A 19,100-nucleotide genomic window follows, 5' to 3' on the forward strand; every position below is an offset into this window, starting at 1 on the left:
GCCCGCACCTGCCACTACCCACGCCGCACGTGCCCCGACCGGTTGAGTCACGAACCACCGCCGTCCTGACGAGCCATCAGGCCACTACACTCCGAACAGGCTCTCCGACCAGCACAAATGGACAAACGCTGCTGGAGTATTGGGTGGCTTCGTAGATGGCAACGGAGAACTTTCGAGGCCGGTGGAGAGGGCTGCGGTGGAAGACGAGCTGGGCGAGCTGATTTATCTGGCCGATCCGCCAGGGACGAGCGGTCACGTTGTCTCGCTGCGGGTGCTGGAGGTGCCGTCCCCCGGCAGGGACTTCTTGGACTGCGAGTTCGTTGCGGAGACCGAGACAGTCAAAGGCAGCTTCCCCGTCCATGTGACGTCCGATGACCTCGATGACTGGGAACAGGCTCTGGGGGGCGCTCGCGGGGAATCGGTTCGTGTCGTGGCTGAACTTGGGACGGACGGTGCAGTTCAAGATCAAACCGGTGAGCCCTGGTGTGATCGCGGAGTCAGCCCATGACGGTCCGTCGTCACAGGTGACGGTCAGCGTGCCTCTCTTTCCGGCGACTGGCTGGATCGATGATCAGCGTGCGCGTCTTGGGGAGGTGCGGCAGTTGTTCTCTGGCTGACCATCCTGTGCAGTGCTACTCGGCCTGTTCGTCAGCCGACTGCCTGCTGTTCGGCTCGGGCGACGGCTGGACACTGCACCAGCTACGTCACACCCTCGCGCTGGAGATGGCCTACCGCCCCGGCGGCGTCCTCGCGACCAAGATCCATTTCAAGCACATCGCTGTCGCGACCACCGAGGGCTACAACGACCTCGCCGCCTACGCCGCCGACGTCAGCAGTCGCGGCCGGGAGCACCGCCGATAAGGCGTCACTCGACTGCGCGGCTGGCCGACGCACCACTTCAGCCCCGGTCGATGGCCGTCGAATCTCACGCCAGGCAGGTTGTTGGCCGCGCCACGGTGAGAGGCGGAACGGGCTTCGTTCCGCTTGGCCGGTGTCTCCGTTGGCTGTGTGCCGGTAGGTCAGGTGCGGTGTACAGCCGCCGGATCTGGTCGGCCGTGGCGACCCTGAGCACTCCGAGCACCCACAGCACGTCGCCGCGCAGGCCGTTGGCCTCCCCCGCCCTGTTCCCCTCTTGCCTGCCATCAGGCTCGCCCTCCCGTCGTCCGCGACCCGCCAGGCGCCGGGGCTGCGCCGGAAGCGGTCGCACTGTGACGTGTTCGGCATGTGTGGTGCCCTGCACTGTGCCCAGGCCTCGACGTGGTTCCTGCACGGTGAGGTGCACGGACACGGCGGTGCAGAAACGAGGACCCAATGAAGGAGCAACGTGCCTGAGGCGGGTGAGGGCTCCACTCCGGCTGACCGCCCGGGTTGCCAGCGGCTCGGTGATGCAGCGGCGGAGATGTTCGTGGAGGTGCAGCGGTCGGATACGAAGGCAACGACGTTGTGCGGTGTGACGGGCGGTCTGCTGGCGGTGGACGCTGCGGCGTTGTCGACCGTGCCGAGGTCCTGTTGGCTGCCGGTGGCTGCTCTGGCGTCTGCTGCGGTCCTTCTTGGCGTGGCGCTCGTCGTTGCCCTGTCTGCGATCCGCCCTGTGCTACCGCGCCGCGGTGGGTTCAGAACATTCGCAGGGTCTGTCCCGGAGCAGGACGGGGCTGAGGAGGTCGTAGCGATCTTCTCGGCGATGGGTTCTGGCCAGTGTGTGCTGGTGGAGGCAGAGCGGCTGGTGTTGTTCGCCGGCTTGGCTCAGCGGAAATTCCGTGCGGTGAAGTGGGCAGTCGATCTCACGGCAACTGCCCTGGGGATGGCCGGAATTGGCTTATTGAGCGTATACATCACTTCTTGAGAATATCGTGGTGGATGGGCATCACATTCGGGGGGTGTATGTATCAGCCGCATGTCTCGGTCATCGGTGACGATCTTTGGTCGCAGTTGTGTCAGCTGGCTCCGGTTCGTGTGCGTCCGGCCAGGAGCGTGCTGTTACGGCAGGGGGATCCGGGTACCCACGTCATCTTGCTGGTCTCCGGATCCACCTTGATCACGCTCACCGGATCGCATGGCGAACGGACGCTGCTGGCGGTACGCGGGGCAGGTGAACTGCTGGGCGAGCTGGCGGTGTTGGACAATCAGCCACGGACCGCGTCGGTCATCGCCGCGGAGGACTGCCGGGTGCACATCGTTCCCACTCCTGACTTCCTGGCCTTTGTCGACCGCCACGATCTGCAGGCCGCGCTGCTGCGTCACGCCATCGCGCGCGTACGTGAAGCGGAGACCGTACGCCTGGAGATGGCCACTTCGGCCGTGCCCGTGCGCCTGGCCTCGGCGCTCGCACGGCTGCTCCAGGCCGCGTCGGCGGGCGGTGCGGAATACCTCGTGCGGCTGACGCAGCTGGACCTGTCACAGCTGATCGGCGCGTCCCGCAACGCCGTGGGAGCGGCCCTGAAACCGTGGCGCGAGCAGGGATGGCTCGCCACGGAGGCCGCCGGCGGACTCATCATCCGCGACATCACATCGATCCAGTCACACGCCCACGCCCAGACGTGACCGACCGCACCGGCCCGGTGCCCAGCACTGGGCACCGCCGACGCCCGGGCGCGTCCAGCATGAGGCAGGACACCCACTCGGGTAGTTCCCCAACTCGATGGAAAGGCTGCTGCCCCATGCCCTCTCTCATCCCGTCCGATGTCGCCGATGTGCCGCCGGAACATGCTCTGTTGACCGTCGACATGAAGGAGTACAGCCAGCTCCCCGAAGCGAAGATGGCGCCCGCGCGGGCCGATCTGGACAGCATGCTGACGACGGTGTTCGCTCAGTGCGGGATCGGCGACGCGACGCCGCTCGGCGCCGTCAAGGACCGCGGAGACGGCGCCATCTTCGTGCTGCCGGCCCGGCACGCGGCACGCCTGATCGACCCGCTCCTCGTCCTCCTCGGTCAGGCACTCGAGCGGCGCGAGCAGACCCGGCTGGCCAGCGCGCCAACGATCCGGCTGCGGGCCAGCGTGCACGTCGGTCCACTGGCGCCGCCGGACCACCGGGGGGATGCGGCCAACGACGCCTGTCGGCTGGTCGACAGCGACGCGGCCCGCCGGGCCATGACCGCAGCGGTGGACCACGGAGTGCTGCTGGCTGCCGTGATCTCGGACACCGCCTATGGCCGCGCGGTCGCCGCAGGCCGCACCTCGGCTCTCAAGGAGCAGCACTTCCACCGGGCCACCGCCCACGTCGAGGGCAAGCCGGGCTTCGAGCAGACCTGCTGGCTCTTCGTCCCCGGGCTGGTGCCTTCGGTGCTCACCCCCTACCTCACCCACGACAGCGACGCCGTGCCCGACGGCCGACCCAGCCACGCCGCTCAGCGCAGCACGAAGAACACCATCGCCGACAAGCGCGGCGATACCGTACGCCAGAAGGGCAAGGCCAGCGGCAGGGCCCGGCTGATCCAGGTCGGCCGCGACTACATTCCCGGTCAGGAGCAGTCATGACCGACGCCGAGGGCACCGGGACGGTGCAGCAGCAGATCGAAGCGTCCGGCCAGGCACAGGTAACTCAGGTCGCTGGCGACTACGAAGAGCACCACCACCAGTACGTCCGGGGCTGGCAGTACCTGCGCAGCGCCAGTGTGGACGACAGTGAACTGGACCTCGCGGGGCACGCGTTCGTCGATCCCCCCGGCCCGCAGGGATCCGGCCAGGTGGCACAGGCCGTCAGTATGCTCAGCCGCCCCTACCGCAAGAGCCACGTCCTGGTGCTGTGCGGGGAGGCAGGCACGGGACGGCGCACTGCCGCGCTGCACGCACTACGCAAGGCGGGGGTGCCCAGGAAGCAAATCAGCTGGCTGATCCTGGACTGGGACCAGCCTCGCACCGAGCAGATCCCCCACACCGGGGGACGCGCATTCATCCTGGACCTGACTGGCTATCAGGTGTTGCCGGAGGACTTCTACACCGGACTTGCCGACTACCAGAAGCAGGCACAGGCCGCCGATGCCGTTCTGGTCATCCTGGCTGATTCGAACGGCTGGAACCCAAGGACCCTGTCGACCGTGCCCACCGTGCACCTCGCACGCCCCTCGGCCGCAGAGGTCGCCGAGGCCCATCTGCGCCACCTCGCTGCCGGTCGGATGGACTGGCTGACGCACGATCCGCTCAACGACCTGCTCGCCCCGGCGGCGCCGGCATCCGACGGCGCCCGGCTGGCCCGGCTCATCGCCGAGGCCAAGGACGACGACCAGTCCGCAGTCGGCAAGCAGTTCACCGACTGGCAGAAGCATCTGGAAACCTGGTTCGAGCGACACTCCGCGCCGGGAGACCTGCAGGAGCGCGCACTGCTGATCGCGGCCGCCCTACTGGACGGAGCTCCGGCCGCCGTCGTACTGGGGGCCGCGGACCAGCTGTTCACGGAAGTCGGTGGTGAGCTGCCGCGTGGTGGTGCGCTGTCCGGCCGTGACCTGGACAAGCGGCTGGACGAGATCGACGCCTCGTACACGGATGACGAGGGAATCTCCCTGGAGCAGAAGCAACGTGGGCTGTCCGGGGCCGCGCTGAAGTACGTGTGGCGGCAGCGGCCACAGCTGCGGCCCGTGCTGCTGGAGTGGGCCTCCCAGATCAGCGCACCCAACAAGATCGCCGTTCGTCATCTGCAGCGCATCGCCGACTGCCTGGTGCCGCTGTCCCTGCTGCCCGGCGGATCCACCGTGCTGTCGGTGGCCAGGCGGTGGATCGAGACCGATCGGGTAGCGCACCGTCAGCTTGCCATCCACATTCTGGAGACCATGGCACTCCACCCGGTGGCCGGGGTCGCCGTCCGCAAGCAGCTGTACGACTGGGCCCAGCAGAAGACAACCGGCGAACAGCTGATCGCCGCAGTGGCCGCGATCTGTGCGGGCGAGTTGGGCCAGCGGTATCCCCGGGTCGCCCTGACCCGGCTGCGGCTGCTGGCCTCCCGCGATGACGACCAAGCCCGCGACGCCGTCGCCGACGCGGTACGCACCCTGGCAAGCACTCCCGAGCAACGCGTCCTGGTGCTGTCGGAGATCGTGGAGTGGGCCGAATCCACTGACAGCACCATTCGAAAGGCCGGAGCAAGCACCTTTTTGGCCCTGACCGACATCACCAGCGACGTTCTCCTGCCGCTGCCAGCAGACCAGGAGAGCACCGGCGAGGCCGTCGACGCTCCCGATGTGCTGGCCGGTCAGCTGTTCGTCCGCGGCTGGCGCGCGGCCTTGCAGGAGCCCACGGCAGCGCAGGCGGCGTACCGGCATCTGGCGGCCTGGCTGGACTCGCCCAAACTCGAGGACCCCCAGGTCCTACCTCTGGCGGCACAGGTGATGCGCGGATACGTGGGCCAGGAAGGCCCGTCCGGCCTGCTAGTGGGCTCGCCCGACAGCTCCGAGCTGGGACGGGCCCGGCGCGCACAGCTCCTCACCCAGCTCATCTCGGAGGCGGCCTCCCCTGCCGACCCCAGCGCCGTGGCACCGTCCGGCGGTAACGGCGCCGCCGTGACGGCGTGAGCATGCTGCGCCGGCGCGGCAGACCCGCCCAGCCCGCACCGGATGCGGCAGGCGCGGGTACGGCTTATCCGCTCGTGCTGAGCGACGAGCGGATGGCCAGCCGCATCAGCAGTGTGTGCTTCACCGTCCGCATCACCGGGAGCTGGCGGTGGACGCATCCCAGTGACACGGGCCGGGGCGACATGGCGGTACCAGCGCGCGAGCACCTGCGCCGGCAGGCCACAGGAATCCTGTGCCAGCACTCCGTCCTGGATCTCGGAGTGGCTCAGGACGCCGCCAACTCATCCCTGACACAGCGTGGTTGCCCTATGCCCGGCCTGGAGACCAGCGGCACGGCCGAGCTGAGCGTCGCGGCCGCGGACCGTGCCCTGGCCGAGGAACATGCCCGCCAGCAGCAGGCCGCAGACCTCGAACACGGTAAGGAGCTGCACCGCCTGGCCCAGCTGCAGCGGGTGCTTGCCGACCCGGACCTACGCCGCGTGTGGTGGATGGCCCAGTTCCCCGACCGCTTCAACGACCTCGCAGGCCTTGCCCAGGCGCTGGAGGGACTGCCCGCGCCGCAGGCGACCCAGGACGACGACCTGCGCGGTGACATCCGGCGCTTCACCGACGACCTCGTCAACACCCTGCACACCCCGCAGCAGCGCGAGGTCTTCATCCAGGCCCTCGTCCAGACTCTCACGGCCCTCGGTCACCAGCGCCTGGCCACCGCCGCCGCCCTCCGGCACCGCCCTCATGATCCCGGGAGCACACCGGCATGAACCTCCACACCGCACGCTGGCTCCTAGCCCCCGTGCGTCAGCTGCGCACCCGCCGACTCATGGCCCAGCACGGCCCGACGCTCGCCTACCACACCGCCTGGGCCCTGATCACCCTGCACAACGCACCGGACGAAACCGCCCTCGTGCGCGCCTGGACCCGCGAGAACCCCAACACCGCCCCCGGCATCCACTACGACCACTGGCCCACACTGAGCCAAGCCGAACAGCAACGCCGCCTCAGATGGCTACGCAGACACGGACGCTCCCCCATCCAGCTCCTCCAACTCGACGCCAGCCTCATCCACAGCACAGGCCTCCACGTCCCCGACTGGGGCTGCCCACAGATCCCTCACGAACAGAACGGCGCGACGCCGCCTCTCTGGTCGCAGACCCGCGAGCATCCCTAGCAATCCTCTGCACATGCATTGCGCCGACCAACACGGCAGGCGACAGGGCGCCCTTCAAAGCGACGGCCACCGACGAGCAGAGCCCGGCGCAGCTCGGCGGCGCCCTCCATGCATGGGGGTAGTACGCCCATGCCCGGGATGCGGCAGACGGTCGAGGACAGGGTTCCGCTGATCCGGCAGCATCACCCGGCCGAGCAGAGACTCCCCCGCTTCCGTCCCCGTGCCAGGGTCGGGGCCGGGGCAGCGTGTCGCAGTTCACACGCCCGCGGGCGCCAACAGGGGAACAGACACATGCAGTTCGCCGTTCTACTGTACGTGGCTGCGGAGGGGACAGTGTCCCCGGGCCTCACCTACAGCCCATGGGGACGATCGTCCGGCTGAAGCCCCATGGAGCCCTCCGCCGAGAGGCGACCGCCCTCCGCACGCCACCACCAAACGGCCCCGGCTGGCCTCCCCCGTCCAGCCGGGGCTCTCCTGTGCCTGCCGCGGGGGTTACCGAACGCGCACGACACCGGCCCCTTCTTGCGGCCATGGTGTGAGTGCTCCTCGTGACGGAATGCCTACGGAGGCCGTCGGCCACCGCTGGCGTGAGCGGACTGCGAACCGTGCGGGGCCAGCCGCGCCATTCTCCTGTGCCGGGGGGATCTCCCGTACAGGTGCCGCATATCAGAAGGCCGGAACCGTCTGCCGAGACCCACAAAGCCCTGGCCGTCGGCTCCGGCGGCGCGGCCGGCCCGGTCTGCCTGTGACGGCCCCGGCCGCGGCAGCCGAACACGCCGCTCATGGTCCACCGCCAGTAGTCCTCGGCTTCCTCCAGCAGCAAGGTCCGCTGCCCACTGTGCGCGCAGGCAGCCACGATCCCGCCGACCAGGTGGCAGAGGTTCCCCGAGCGCTCAGCCAGGAACCGCAGGACACGCGGAGCACCCTGCGTGTCGCGGCTCACAGCACGGCGTAGGGCCCCCGTGCACTTGGCCCGCTCCGGATCGCCAGACGGGCGGTCCGCTCGGCGGTGGACTGGCTCTTCGGCATATGGAGGCAGCCTTCGCCGGGCCGAGTCCGCGAGCCGTTCGGCGAATACTTCGACGAGGCTGCCGAGTTCATCCGGGCGTTCGATGGCGAAGGGGCAGTCCAGGGAGGCAAGTGCGGCAGGCAGCCAGTCGAGCCGGTCCACACGCAGTTCCACACGCCACCAGCGCTCCGTCACCGGGTCTGCGCCGCCCGCGGCAGGCAGTTCCGTCACAATCGCGACGCTCGCGGGCAGCCGGGCTCGGATCTGCTCGACCGTCCCCTGGATCCGCAGGATCACCTCATACCGGTAGGGAACCGTGGCAAGCCCTGTCAGGACTCGCTCCGCCGGATCAATTCCCAGAGGTGGTTCGAACGACCCGGACAGAGTCCTCACACCGGTGATGCGATCCAGTCTGAAGATCCGGTCCTCACCCGCCGGCAGATCCACAGCCGTCACGTACCACCTGCCCGAGTGCGCGACGACCCCGTACGGGTGCACAGTGCGCTCACTGCACCGGCCGTCGCGGCGGTGTACCGGATCGAGACGGGCCGGTGATGGCGCACCGCATCGGCAATCGGGAGGAGGACCACGGGTTCAGGGGCAACGCTTGCCCCGTCCGGCGGATCCGTGAAGGCGAGCGAGCCGAGCACAGCATCGAGCCTGCGGCGCAGCCGCTCGGGCAGCACTCGCCGGATCTTGGCCGACGCCGTCTCACTCGCCGTATCCGCGGCCGCCGTCAGGCCCGATTGCCGACCGGCGACCAGACCGAGGAGCACGGCCAGCGCTTCGTCGTCGCTCAGCATGAGTGGAGGCATGCGGTAACCGGGAGCGACCCGGTAGCCACCGTAGCGGCCGCGCACCGACTCGACGGGCACGTCGAGGTCGACGAGCTGTTGTGCGTAGCGCCGTACGGTGCGTTCGTCGACGTTCACTCGGCCGGCGAGTTCGGACACGGTCCGGACGCCACCCGACTGAAGAAGCTCCAGCAGGGTCAGGACACGCGCAAGAGGGCGGGGCATACCCGGAAGTCTCCTGTATGTACCGGGCGGGTTCCGCCCGGTAATGGTCGTAGCGTGCGGTCACAAGCGCCGATCCCCCAGGGAGAAGATCCATGCACTTCGTGTCCAGCCGCATCATCACGCGCGACGTCGCCCGCCTTGTCGGCTTCTACGAGCGCGCCACCAGGGTGTCCGCCACCTGGGCCGGCGAGGAGCAATTCGCCCGCTGAGAACAGCACAGCCGTCAGGTACGGCTCCTCCACCGGTCCAACTCCACCGGAAACGGTCCAGGTCCGCTGTCACCTGACAACGGCGCCGAGCTCGCAGACGATGGCAGTGCCCGGCCCTCTCCGGCCGGGCAGGCCCGCGCTCCCGGTCAGGGCCGGGCAAAGACTGCCTGGAGGAGGCCGGTGAGGAGAGCCGCGCAGGACCCGTCGGGGTCGAGATCGGGGTCATAGATGGTGAGGTTGAAGCCCACGCAGCGCTCCGATCGCACCAAGGTCCGTAGCAGCGGGGCGAGTTCGTCGGGCATGAGCCCTCCGGGGTCGGGGCTGTCGACGGCGGGCATGACGGACGGGTCCAGCACATCCGCGTCCAGATGCACCCAGAACCCTTGGGTCACGGGCACTTCAAGCGTCTGCACAACCGCGCCCGCCAGCTCCTCAGCACCCCACTTCCTGATCTCCCCGACCGTCGCGTTCGTGATCTTCAACTCAGTGAGCTCGGCCCGTTGCGCGTCGTAGTCCCGGATACCGAAGACCCGTACGTCCTCGTCCCTGACATACGGCCGCAGCCCTTCGAGGTCCGTCAGATCCGCCTGGCCGCGACCGGTCGCGATGGCGAGCTCTTCGCCGGCCGCGGCACCGATACGGCCGGAGTTCCCGGGGTGCCGGAAGTCCGCGGATCCGTCGACGACAGCGAGTCCGTACCGCCCGATACGGCGCAGGGCGAGCGAGGCGCCGAGCTGGATGGAGCAGTCCCCGCCCAGGACGACCGGGAAGTCCCCTGCCCGGACATGGTGCTCGATGCGGTCGGCGAGCCTGCGGGTGTACGCGGCGATCGCCTCGGCGTTGAACACGCCGTCGCCTTCCCGCCAGCCGCCGCGGTCGTAGCGGGGCGGCACGACGACCCCGCCCTCGTACGCCCCGATCCGCTGCACCAGCCGCTGTTCACGCAGCGCGCCCGCCAGCTTGTAGCACCCGGGCACAGTGCCTTCGGCAGGCGGCCGGAGACCGAGGTTGGACGGGGCGTCAATGACGACGATGCGGCGCATCCGGCCATTCTGACCTCGCGGGCGCGGCGCGCGCCACAGCGTTTCACCGCCCGCAGAAGCAGAGCAGTCCGCACCAGGCCACGTGCCCCGTGGCGATTCCCTGAAGGCGAGAGCCGTCAGGCAGTGGCAGTCGGGCCGATACGCCGACCACAGGACTGGTCTCAAAGTCCTGAGTGTCTGAACCATCCACGGGCGACGAGCGGCTGGATCGCGCCTCGGCACCTGCCGGGGGCGGGCTGGCAGAGCATGGGCGGAGGTGCCGCCCTCCGCGTCGTGTGTGAGCGCGGAGGGCCTCGGCCGGTGACGGGTCCAGCCGTCCGGATCCTCGATGTCCTCGGGAGAGGCGAGGCGGGTTGGCCAGCCGGGTGTTCTCCAACAGGGCCGGAAAACCGGGGCACGGCGGGATCCCCTGCCATGTGATGACCCTTCCGGTGCGCCGGGGCTGCCGGCGCATCAGTCGCGTTACGACACCCTTGGGGGGGTAGCAATGAGTCTGTTATCTGCGGGACACCCGGTACGTCTCAGATCCGGCGCCGCCGTGGCAGTGGCGGCCGGTCTGCTGACTGCCGGCCTCGCCGCGCCCGCGTTCGCTGACGACGACCCGCCGCAGACCGACCAGTTGTGGATCAACGCGCCGTACGACGAGACGCTGCCGCTCAGCGCCGACGGCGGCCAGCCGCAGTCCCGCACTCTCGGCGTCGGCATCTACCACGACAACGAGAACGTCACGGTGACCGACGGCAGGCTCACCGTCGACGTCTCCGGCCTCGCCGGGGTCGCCGAGGTGACCTGGCCCGGCAACTGCACGCCGAGTGGCACGCGCGCGGTGTGCAGCATCCCCGTGGTGCCCGTGATCGGGGGCGACTACGAGGACCAGGTGTTCCTGACGGTGCGCGCGGCCGACGGCGCCGAAGCCGGCGCACAGGGCAGGATCACCTACGAGGCGACGGCCACCGCCGCGCCGCGCGAGAGCTTCGACACCACCCTCACCGTCGGCGCTGGGCCCGACCTCGCCATCGACCGCGTCGCAGACATCGAGGACGGCCGGCCCGGCGACGGGCGGACGATCCCGTTCAAGGTCACCAACAACGGCAACGAGAACGCGAACGGGTTCACCGTGAAGCTGTGCGCCTCGTACGGCCTGACGGATCTGACCCGGTACGACGCCTGCACCTACACCACGACGGACGGCAACGACTACGTGCCGTCGAACACGGCATCTGTACGTTCGACCAGGTGCTGGCACCGGGTGACTCCTTCGAGCTGCCCGAACCCCTGACGGTGCGACTCGCCCCGCACGCGCTGAACGAGCGGCTCGACATCGACGTCGAGCCGGGCGACGACGCCCAGGACCTCGACTCCCGGAACGACTACGCGGTCCTCCAGATCGACGCGGAAAACACCGCGGACTTCTCCGTGACCGGTGACGCCATCTCCGGCGCGGCGGGCCAGACGGCCACGGCCGAGCTCACGTTCAAGAACAACGGCCCGGCCTGGTTGGGTAACCTCGGCTCCGGTGACCCGGCCGCCGAGGTCCGGCTGATCGTGCCCGAGGGCACCACGATCACCGGCGTACCGTCCGGCTGCTCCCCGCACACCCTCGACGGCGGCTACTACCCGAAGAAGACGGGCGCCCCGCGCTACGACTGCAACCTGCGGTACTGGGTACTGGAGGACACCCAGCGCACGTTCGCGTTCTCCGTGCGCGTCGACACCGTTGTGCCCGGCGCGACCGGTGCCGTGAGCATCCACCCCTCGTTCGGCGAGTTCGGCGAGTACCCCTTCGACTTCGACCCGGACCTCACGAACAACAAGGCAGTCCTGGCCGTCAACTGACCAGCCGGGGGTTCGGAACAAGCCGCCCGAACGGCTGCTCCGAACCCCCGTCCGGCAGGGAGGACGCTGCCGACGGTCCCAGACGCCACCAGGCACAGAGCTGACCAGGAGGGGCAGAAGCTGCAGCGGATCGTGCGTCGGGGCAGTACCGGCTCGGTGGGCTACCGGCGGGCGATGACGCATCTGACATCCGCCGGCGGGAACCGCGTTCCGGTGATCGTCCGGCTGGTCCAGGCCGACGAGGACACGGTCCGCGATGTGATCGACCGGTTCAATACGATCAGCCTGGCCTGCCTGGACCCTCAATGAGCGCGCCGTAGGGGGCGTTGATGCCTTCGCCCGCGGCGTTCATGTACGCGACGGCGATGCCCGCGGCGAAGAATGCGTTGCGGGCGGAGAGGGGCGGAGCCGGATGGTGGCGTGCATGAGTGATGAAAGTCTGATGGCGGCTGGCACGATCAGCTCATGGATCGGGATTCGGTGTCGTTGCGCAGGATCGAGCTCACCGACTGGCGGGATGTGCATGCCTGGGCCTGCTTACCGGAAGCCTGCCGCTTCCAGCTCTGGGGGCCGAACACCGAGGAGCAGACGCACGCGTTCGTGGTCTCCGCGGTTGAAGCGTGGACCCGTGGGCCTCAGAGCAGGTTCGCCTTCACAGCCCGTCTCGCGGAGGCTGTGGTGGGCATGGGAGAGCTGCGCATTCGGAACACTGAACAGTGCCAGGGCGAAATCGCCTACATCGTCCATCCGAAGATGTGGGGAGCAGGCGTGGGGACAGCGATCGGGACGGGGTTGCTTCGGCACGGGTTCGAGACGTTGGGACTTCACCGCATCTATGCGACCTGCGATCCACGGAACGTTGCGTCGGCCCGCGTACTGCGCAAGCTCGGTATGACACTGGAGGGCCGGCTCCGACACGTCGCCCTGATCCGGGACGGATGGCGAGACTCCGAGTTGTTCAGCATCCTCGAATACGAATGGCACTCGCCCTTGTCTGTGCCCCACCTTGATGCGACCGACGGGGACCGACCGGCCATCCCCTGACGCCTGAGGCGTCCTTGACGTCTGTGCGGAAGGCCCGGCGCGTCTCATGACTGCCGACGTCGACCTTGCGAAAACGACCTCGCGCACGCCCTGGAATCAGGAGCCCCCGGAGGACGGATCACGAATTCAGAGGCAGACGGCGCGGACGACGGTGCCCTGACCGTCGAGGTGGCGCAGGAGGTAGGCGTAGTCCTCCGGATGTGAGGAGAGGCGTACCGTGGCCCTGGCGGTACGGGCGTCCATGCCGGGCCCGTACGCGGCCGCGCGGCGGCGTGCCTGCCACGTCGTACGCGCAGTGAGCACCCAGCGCGTCAGGGAGAAACGCACCCGCCCCCGCGCGGCCTCCTCGCTGCGGTCGGGCAGTTGCCGCAGCATCGGACGCGGCCTCGCCAGGCCCCTGTGCCTGGTCGCCGGGTGCTGGCCGGTTTGTGAAATGCCCCGGAGACCGCGCATCCACACCCACACCCGGACGAACCAGGGCGATCTCCAGCCGCTCCTGGATAGCCGGCCGCACAACCCCGCCTACGCCCAGGGGCCCGGCGGACGCGTCTTCCCGGCGAACCGTCTGGCCGTGCTGCTGCGCCCCTTCTTCGCGGTGGGCCACAACCCGCTACGGGCCGCCTTCCTCGAACCCGAGATGCGCAGCCTCTACCTGCAGTGGGACGGCATGACCGCCAAGGCCGTCTCCGGCCTGCGCACCATGCTCTACACCGCCGACGCCGAACCTGAACCGCTCGAAACCATCGGTGAACTCACCGTCGCCAGCCAGCGGTTCGCCACTCTGCGGACCCGCCGCGAAGTCCGCCGCCGCGACACCGGCCTCACGCGGCTAAACCACCCGATCGTCGCTGAACTCGACCTGCGCTACGGCTACGAGAGTGGCTACCGCCGGCAACAGAATCCGGCACGCGGTGAATCAGCGCCCGTCATCGATGAAGGCGGTAACGCGGATCTCGATCCGCATGGTGGGCAGCCCGAGGACGGTCACGCCCGTCTGCGTCCATACGGGGGCGCGGCCGTCCAGGCGCGCGCGGAACTGTTCGGCCATCACGTCGTTGTGGTCCTGCCCGATGGCGTCCTGGCCCTGAGGCACCTTGTGGTACGAGTTGACGTGGATGACGTCCTTCCAGGTGGCTCCGCAGGTCGCGAGCGTCCGCTCGACGTTGTCGAAGGCCCGGACGATCTCCTCCTCAATGCTGTCGGGGATGTTGAGGTCGTCGTCCCAGCCGCCCTGCCCGGACGTCTCGACACGCTGGTCGACACGGACGGCCTGGCTGTAGCCGAGCGCCTTGCGCAGGGTCTCGCCGTACCCCGGAGTGGCACGGAAGGTAGCGTTACTCATAGTGGCACGCTCCTTGCGAATAGTGATTTCATGCTTGATTTCAACCTTGGAGCCAGGCTACATGAGTTCAACGGTGAAGTACTGTGGTGTGCGTCATATGAACGCGAGGTGGGAATGACGGTCGGTAGAGGCGCGGACAGCGGGGACGCTCACGACGAGGGCGAGGACCTCCGGTGGCTCGACCCGGATGAGAAGGAGGCGTGGACCGGCGTGGTCTCGCTGGCCATGCTGCTGCCGGGCAAGCTGGAGTCACCACTGCGCCGGGAGCACGGCATCACGCTGTTCGAGTACCTCGTGCTCAGCCACATGTCCGAGGCTCCGCAGCAGCGGCTGCGGATGGGCGACCTCGCGTATCTCGCCGGTGGCTCTCCTTCCCGGCTGTCCAACGTGATGAAACGCTTCGAGCAGCGGGCCTGGGTGGAGCGTTCCCCCGACCCCGACAACGGCCGCTACATTCTCGCAGCGCTCACCGAGGAGGGGTTTTCCGTCGTGCGGCGTGCGGCGCCCACCCATCTCCGTGCCGTACGCAGCATGGTTCTCGACCAGCTCAGCGTGGCCGACCAGAAGGCGCTGACCCGTATAGCCGAGAAACTCCGGATCCGCCCCGTGGACTTCCGCTAGAGCGTGCCTTCGCAGTGGCATCGTTCGGCCGGAGGCCGGGCCGGGCGGGGCGGCGTCTGGCGCGTGCGGTCGCAAGGCGAATGGTGCGTGCGGTCGCAAGGCGGAGGCTCGCCGGCGTGGATGGCCCGGCCGTACTCGGGCGACACCGACACCCGACACCGCGGCGAGGTGCCGTGCCGGACGTCGCGGCCCCGCGAAGACCCGCCGGACAAGGCCTGGACGTGGCCTAGACGAAGACCTTGCCCGGGTTGAAGATGCCTGCCGTGTCCAACGCGCCCTTGACGGCACGGTGCATTGCGATCACCTCGGGGCTGAACTCCGCTGCCAGCCCGCGCATCTTGAGCAGCCCCACCCCGTGTTCGCCGGTCACCGTGCCGCCCAGGGCTATGGCCTCGGCCACGACACGTTCGAGCGCCTCGTTCCCTCGCGCGCCGGCCCGCTCGTCGCCACGCGGGACGAGCACCATCGGGTGTAGATTGCCGTCCCCGGCGTGCGCCAGACTCGCGATACGGATGTCGTGCTCGGCGGCGATGCGCTCGACGCGTCCCAGCATCTCGGGCACCAGTGTGCGCGGCACACAGACGTCCTCGGTGAGGACGGACCCCAGGCGTTCCAGCGCCGGATACACCAGTCGGCGCGCGGTGAACAGGGCGTCCGCCTCGGCCTCGTCGCTGGAGCGGGCGCTCCAGGTGGCACCGGTTTCCTGGAAGGCAGCCAGCACCGTCTCCGCCTCCTCGACGCCCGCCGCGCCCGGGGCGTCGCACCGGGCGAGCAGCAGGACGTCACCCGCGTCGGTGAGGCCCATCCGTTTCCAGTCGTCGACCGCGCGGAGACAGAACCGGTCCACCAGTTCCAGCGCGCTGGGTACGACACCGGAGGCCATGACCGCCGCGACCGCCCGGCCCGCGCCGGGCAGACCGTCGAAGTAGCCGACGACCGTGTGTTCCCTGGGCCGGGCGCCGCGCAGCCGCAGAGTGACCTCGGTGACCAGGCCCAGGGTGCCCTCCGAGCCCACCATCAGCCCGGTCAGGTCGTATCCGGCGACGCCCTTGGCGGTGCGGCGGCCGAGCCGTACCACCTCGCCGGTTCCGACGACCGCCTCCACGCCGAGGACGTAGTCCCGCGTGACCCCGTACTTCACGCAGCACACGCCGCCCGCGTTGGTGGCGACGTTCCCGCCGATGGTGGACCACGGGGCGCTCGCCGGGTCCGGCGGATACCACAGATCCCGCTTCGCACACGCCTGCCGCAGATCCTCGTTGACGACGCCGGGCTGCACCACGGCCAGCCGCTCATCGGGATCGATGCGCACGATCTCGTCCATCGCTTCGAAGGACACCACGACACAGCCCTCGACGGCGTTGGCGCCGCCGGACAGCCCGGTGCCCGCTCCGCGCGCGACGACGGGGACGCGGTGGGCGGCACAGTGGGCGACGACCGCCGCCACCTCGGCGGTGGTGCGCGGCCGTACGACCGCCGCGGGCAGGGCGAACGGCGCCCGCTCCGCCTCGTCGTGCGCGTACGAGGCCAGCAGGCCGGGGTCGGAAATCACCCGGCCGCTCGGCAGGACACCTGCGAGTTCCGCGAGAGACAGACTCATTCCTGCACTGTATTCACGGCCTGCCGAGCCGCTCAAGACTGGCCTTTGGTACACGTACCAAAGGCCAATTGAGATGCCCGGAACAAGGGTGCGAGAGTAGCGGCTGCGCAGTGAAGGAACGTCGTTCTGTCTTGCTCGCAGAAGTCATGAGGAAATGATCAAAGGGGATTACTGATGGCCGCAGTAATCGCGGGTATCGGGGGGTGGATCCCTCCGAATGCGGTGTCGAACGACGACCTGTGCACGGTTCTGGATTCGACCGACGAGTGGATCAGGACGCGCACGGGAATCAGTGAACGGCGCATGGTCACCGGAGGTCTGTCGACCCGGGATCTGGCCGTGGAGGCGGGCGCGCGGGCGCTGAAGTCAGCGGGCGGGTCGGCGGTGGACGCCGTTGTGGTGGCCACCACCTCCCCCGACCGGCTCTGTCCCGCCGTGGCACCCGAGGTGGCCGCCCTGCTCGGTCTGGGCACGGTGCCCGCCTTCGATCTGACCTCGGCGTGCAGCGGCTTCGTCTACGGTCTCGCGACGGCCGCCGGGCTGATCGCCTCCGATGTGGCGGGCAGCGTGCTGTTCATCGGCGCCGAGGCCTTCACCACCATGGTCAATCCGGTGGACCGCACCACCGCACCGATCTTCGGCGACGGGTCGGGCGCCGTGGTGCTGCGCAGGGGCGCGGCGGACGAACCCGGCGCGGTGGGACCGTTCGATCTCGGCAGCGACGGCGCCCTGGCCGATCTGCTGGCCATTCCGGCCGGCGGATCCCGGCAACGCTCCGCCTCGGCCGGTCCGGGCCACGGTGCTGTGCCGGAGGAGGACTGGTTCCTCCGGATGGAGGGCAGGCCGCTCTACACCCAGGCCGTCGAGCGGATGTCCGTCTCGGCCCGTGCCGCGCTCGACCGCGTCGGCTGGTCCGTCGGAGACGTCGACAGCTTCATCAGCCACCAGGCCAATGTCCGTATCGTGCAGGCGGTCGCGGAGGAGCTGGAGCTTCCCGAGGGACGCGCGCCGGTCAACATCGACCGGGTCGGCAATACCTTGGCCGCGTCGATTCCGCTGTTGATGAACCACGCCGCCGTACGCGGTGACCTCAAGCCGGGCGACCGTGTCCTGCTGTCGGCCTTCGGCGCGGGTCTGTCCTGGGGCTCGACCACACTCACCTGGCCGGAAATCGCGGTCGAGGAAGTGCAGTGAACGATTCACCCGCCCTTTCACTGTCAGGAGAACACGCAATGAATTCTCTCTTCGAATCCGTCGCCGATGTCATCGCGAGCCGTTTCGGTGTCGACCGTGAGGCCATCGCCCCGGAATCCACGTTCGACGATCTGGGGCTCGACTCCCTTTCACAGATCGAACTCGTGACCGCGCTGCGCAAGCGGCTCGGCGCCGATATCGACGACGAGCAGATGGCGGAGTTCTCACAGGTCTCCGAGGTTGTCGCCAAGCTCGAGGAAATCGGAGTGAAGGTCTGATGGGTGGATTCGCGGCGGCAATCACCGGCATCGGACTGGTGACTCCCGCAGGCATCGGCGTACCGGCCAACTGGGCCCGCTTCGTCGAGGGCACCTCCACCGCGGCGCACCACCCGGATCTCGACGCCCTGCCGGTGAACATGGCCTGCCGGGTGCCGGACTTCTCCGCCACGCGCCTCGGGCTGCGCGGTGCCTGGCAGTGGGACCGCTACACCCAGTTCGCCGTGGTCGCCACCCTGGAGGCACTGAGCGGCGCCGGACTCACGGCCGGCAACTGGCCGGACAGCTCCCGGGTCGCCGTGGTCATGGGCTCGGGCGCGGGCGGTACCGCGACTCTGGAGGCCCAGCACGCCGCACTGCTCACGGACGGTCCCTCGGACGTCTCCCCGATGACCCTGCCGATGGGGCTGCTCAACATGGCCGCGGGGCAGGTGGCCATCGAGGTCGGGGCCAACGGCCCGTGTCTGGCGCCCTGCACGGCCTGCGCCTCTGGCGCCTCGGCGATCGGGATCGGCCGGGACATGATCCGTTCGGGCGCGGCGGACATCGTGATCGCCGGCGGAGCCGAGGCTCCCATCACCCCGCTGTACGTGTCCGCCTTCGCCAGGATGCGGGCCCTGTCGAGGCGGACGGACGACCCCGGCACGGCCTCCCGGCCCTTCGACTCCACCCGGGACGGGTTCGTACTCGGCGAGGGGGCGGGGGTCTTCGTGCTTGAGTCCGAGGAGCACGCCAGGGCCCGCGGGGCCCGGCCGGTCGCCCGTGTCATCGGTTACGGCGCCTCCGCCGACGCCCACCATGTCACCTCTCCCCACCCCGAGGGCCGCGGCGCCAAACTGGCCGTACGCGCGGCACTGGCCGACGCGGGGCTGAGTGGCGGCGATGTGCGGTACGTCAACGCGCACGGCACCTCGACCCCGCTCAACGACTCCGTCGAGTCGGGAGTCATCCGTGAACTGATCGGCAGCGGAACACCGGTGAGTTCGACCAAGGGCGTGACCGGACATCCGCTCGGGGCCGCGGGCGCCATCGAGGCGGCCGCCGCCGCGCTCACCGTCCACCACGGGGTGATTCCCCCCACGGCGAATCTCACCGCCCCCGACCCGGCGATGGACATCGATCTCGTCCACAAGGCCGCGCGGCACGGCCCCGTGGAGGTGGCCCTCAGCAACTCCTTCGGATTCGGGGGCCAGAACACGGCCCTGCTGATAGCCGCCTGACACTCCGTACGCCC

Annotated in this window: 20 protein-coding genes and 3 pseudogenes; 18 read left to right on the top strand and 5 right to left on the bottom strand. The window is 69.2% G+C overall.

Annotation, left to right across the window (positions count from 1 at the left end; genetic code table 11):
• The first annotated feature begins 196 nt into the window (after window positions 1-196).
• The 9 genes from WH07_RS08570 to WH07_RS08605 all read left to right on the top strand — a co-directional run bounded on the left by WH07_RS08570 (window position 197) and on the right by WH07_RS08605 (window position 6,671).
• Window positions 197-508, top strand: a complete 312-nt coding sequence (locus tag WH07_RS08570) for a DUF5959 family protein (protein WP_157877294.1) — start codon at window positions 197-199, stop codon at window positions 506-508.
• Window positions 453-617: a DUF5959 family protein gene (locus tag WH07_RS42110; RefSeq protein WP_408645819.1), complete on the top strand. Its 165-nt coding sequence runs from the start codon at window positions 453-455 to the stop codon at window positions 615-617. The genes WH07_RS08570 and WH07_RS42110 overlap by 56 nt, the downstream gene beginning before the upstream one ends.
• Window positions 618-624: 7 nt before the next feature.
• Complete coding sequence (locus WH07_RS08575) at window positions 625-861, top strand: hypothetical protein (protein WP_046497388.1); 237 nt, start codon at window positions 625-627, stop codon at window positions 859-861.
• Between the two features lie 544 nt (window positions 862-1,405).
• A complete protein-coding gene (locus tag WH07_RS08580; protein ID WP_157877296.1) occupies window positions 1,406-1,843 on the top strand; it encodes a Pycsar system effector family protein in 438 nt (145 codons plus the stop codon).
• 38 nt (window positions 1,844-1,881) lie between these two features.
• Window positions 1,882-2,541 carry a Crp/Fnr family transcriptional regulator gene (locus WH07_RS08585; RefSeq protein WP_046497394.1) on the top strand — a complete coding sequence of 220 codons (660 nt, stop codon included), beginning with the start codon at window positions 1,882-1,884 and terminating at the stop codon, window positions 2,539-2,541.
• A gap of 116 nt (window positions 2,542-2,657) precedes the next feature.
• Complete coding sequence (locus WH07_RS08590) at window positions 2,658-3,476, top strand: hypothetical protein (protein ID WP_046497396.1); 819 nt, start codon at window positions 2,658-2,660, stop codon at window positions 3,474-3,476.
• Window positions 3,473-5,503: a hypothetical protein gene (locus WH07_RS08595; protein WP_046497398.1), complete on the top strand. Its 2,031-nt coding sequence runs from the start codon at window positions 3,473-3,475 to the stop codon at window positions 5,501-5,503. Before WH07_RS08590 ends, WH07_RS08595 begins: the two co-directional genes overlap by 4 nt.
• Entirely contained in the window at window positions 5,500-6,264 is a 765-nt protein-coding gene (locus tag WH07_RS08600) for a hypothetical protein (protein WP_157877298.1), read from the top strand. Before WH07_RS08595 ends, WH07_RS08600 begins: the two co-directional genes overlap by 4 nt.
• A gap of 32 nt (window positions 6,265-6,296) precedes the next feature.
• A complete protein-coding gene (locus WH07_RS08605) occupies window positions 6,297-6,671 on the top strand; it encodes a hypothetical protein (protein WP_046497403.1) in 375 nt (124 codons plus the stop codon).
• Window positions 6,672-7,713: 1,042 nt separating this feature from the next.
• Here the strand turns inward: WH07_RS08605 and WH07_RS38750 are convergent.
• Together WH07_RS38750 and WH07_RS08615 are read right to left on the bottom strand one after the other, a co-directional pair.
• Window positions 7,714-8,699: pseudogene (locus WH07_RS38750) on the bottom strand (helix-turn-helix transcriptional regulator); the annotation flags it as partial.
• A 355-nt stretch (window positions 8,700-9,054) separates the two neighbouring features.
• Window positions 9,055-9,951 (bottom strand): arginase family protein, encoded by an 897-nt coding sequence (locus WH07_RS08615; protein WP_046497405.1) that lies wholly within the window; start codon window positions 9,949-9,951, stop codon window positions 9,055-9,057.
• 487 nt (window positions 9,952-10,438) lie between these two features.
• On the opposite strand from WH07_RS08615, the gene WH07_RS40985 reads away from it, so the two are divergent.
• The 4 genes and pseudogenes from WH07_RS40985 to WH07_RS08625 all read left to right on the top strand — a co-directional run bounded on the left by WH07_RS40985 (window position 10,439) and on the right by WH07_RS08625 (window position 12,831).
• A complete protein-coding gene (locus tag WH07_RS40985; RefSeq protein WP_232788780.1) occupies window positions 10,439-11,230 on the top strand; it encodes a COG1361 family protein in 792 nt (263 codons plus the stop codon).
• Entirely contained in the window at window positions 11,188-11,787 is a 600-nt protein-coding gene (locus WH07_RS40990; RefSeq protein ID WP_232788781.1) for a hypothetical protein, read from the top strand. Before WH07_RS40985 ends, WH07_RS40990 begins: the two co-directional genes overlap by 43 nt.
• Window positions 11,788-11,853: 66 nt before the next feature.
• Window positions 11,854-12,093, top strand: a pseudogene (locus WH07_RS37285) (IS630 family transposase); the annotation flags it as partial.
• A gap of 159 nt (window positions 12,094-12,252) precedes the next feature.
• Window positions 12,253-12,831 carry a GNAT family N-acetyltransferase gene (locus WH07_RS08625; RefSeq protein ID WP_046497407.1) on the top strand — a complete coding sequence of 193 codons (579 nt, stop codon included), beginning with the start codon at window positions 12,253-12,255 and terminating at the stop codon, window positions 12,829-12,831.
• A gap of 126 nt (window positions 12,832-12,957) precedes the next feature.
• On the opposite strand, the gene WH07_RS40995 is transcribed toward WH07_RS08625, so the two are convergent.
• Window positions 12,958-13,206, bottom strand: coding sequence for a hypothetical protein (locus WH07_RS40995; protein WP_046497409.1), 249 nt, complete (start codon window positions 13,204-13,206; stop codon window positions 12,958-12,960).
• Window positions 13,207-13,264: 58 nt separating this feature from the next.
• On the opposite strand from WH07_RS40995, the pseudogene WH07_RS41000 reads away from it, so the two are divergent.
• Window positions 13,265-13,687, top strand: a pseudogene (locus tag WH07_RS41000) (MmyB family transcriptional regulator); the annotation flags it as partial.
• Window positions 13,688-13,747: 60 nt separating this feature from the next.
• Here the strand turns inward: WH07_RS41000 and WH07_RS08635 are convergent.
• A complete protein-coding gene (locus WH07_RS08635; protein WP_046497411.1) occupies window positions 13,748-14,173 on the bottom strand; it encodes a Rid family hydrolase in 426 nt (141 codons plus the stop codon).
• Between the two features lie 114 nt (window positions 14,174-14,287).
• Between WH07_RS08635 and WH07_RS08640 the strand changes: the two genes are divergently transcribed.
• Entirely contained in the window at window positions 14,288-14,794 is a 507-nt protein-coding gene (locus WH07_RS08640; protein WP_046497413.1) for a MarR family winged helix-turn-helix transcriptional regulator, read from the top strand.
• Window positions 14,795-15,020: 226 nt separating this feature from the next.
• Here WH07_RS08640 and WH07_RS08645 read toward each other — a convergent pair whose 3' ends face one another.
• Complete coding sequence (locus tag WH07_RS08645; protein ID WP_046497414.1) at window positions 15,021-16,394, bottom strand: FAD-binding oxidoreductase; 1,374 nt, start codon at window positions 16,392-16,394, stop codon at window positions 15,021-15,023.
• Between the two features lie 174 nt (window positions 16,395-16,568).
• Between WH07_RS08645 and WH07_RS08650 the strand changes: the two genes are divergently transcribed.
• Genes WH07_RS08650 through WH07_RS08660 form a run of 3 tightly spaced genes read left to right on the top strand, consistent with a single transcriptional unit; the run spans window position 16,569 to window position 19,086 of the window.
• Complete coding sequence (locus WH07_RS08650; RefSeq protein WP_046497416.1) at window positions 16,569-17,588, top strand: beta-ketoacyl-ACP synthase III; 1,020 nt, start codon at window positions 16,569-16,571, stop codon at window positions 17,586-17,588.
• A 38-nt stretch (window positions 17,589-17,626) separates the two neighbouring features.
• Window positions 17,627-17,866, top strand: a complete 240-nt coding sequence (locus tag WH07_RS08655) for an acyl carrier protein (protein WP_046497418.1) — start codon at window positions 17,627-17,629, stop codon at window positions 17,864-17,866.
• Window positions 17,866-19,086, top strand: coding sequence for a beta-ketoacyl-[acyl-carrier-protein] synthase family protein (locus tag WH07_RS08660; protein WP_046497420.1), 1,221 nt, complete (start codon window positions 17,866-17,868; stop codon window positions 19,084-19,086). Before WH07_RS08655 ends, WH07_RS08660 begins: the two co-directional genes overlap by 1 nt.
• Window positions 19,087-19,100: the final 14 nt, after the last annotated feature.

Origin of the sequence: Streptomyces odonnellii, from assembly GCF_000981895.1 — a bacterium.
Classification (GTDB): domain Bacteria; phylum Actinomycetota; class Actinomycetes; order Streptomycetales; family Streptomycetaceae; genus Streptomyces; species Streptomyces odonnellii.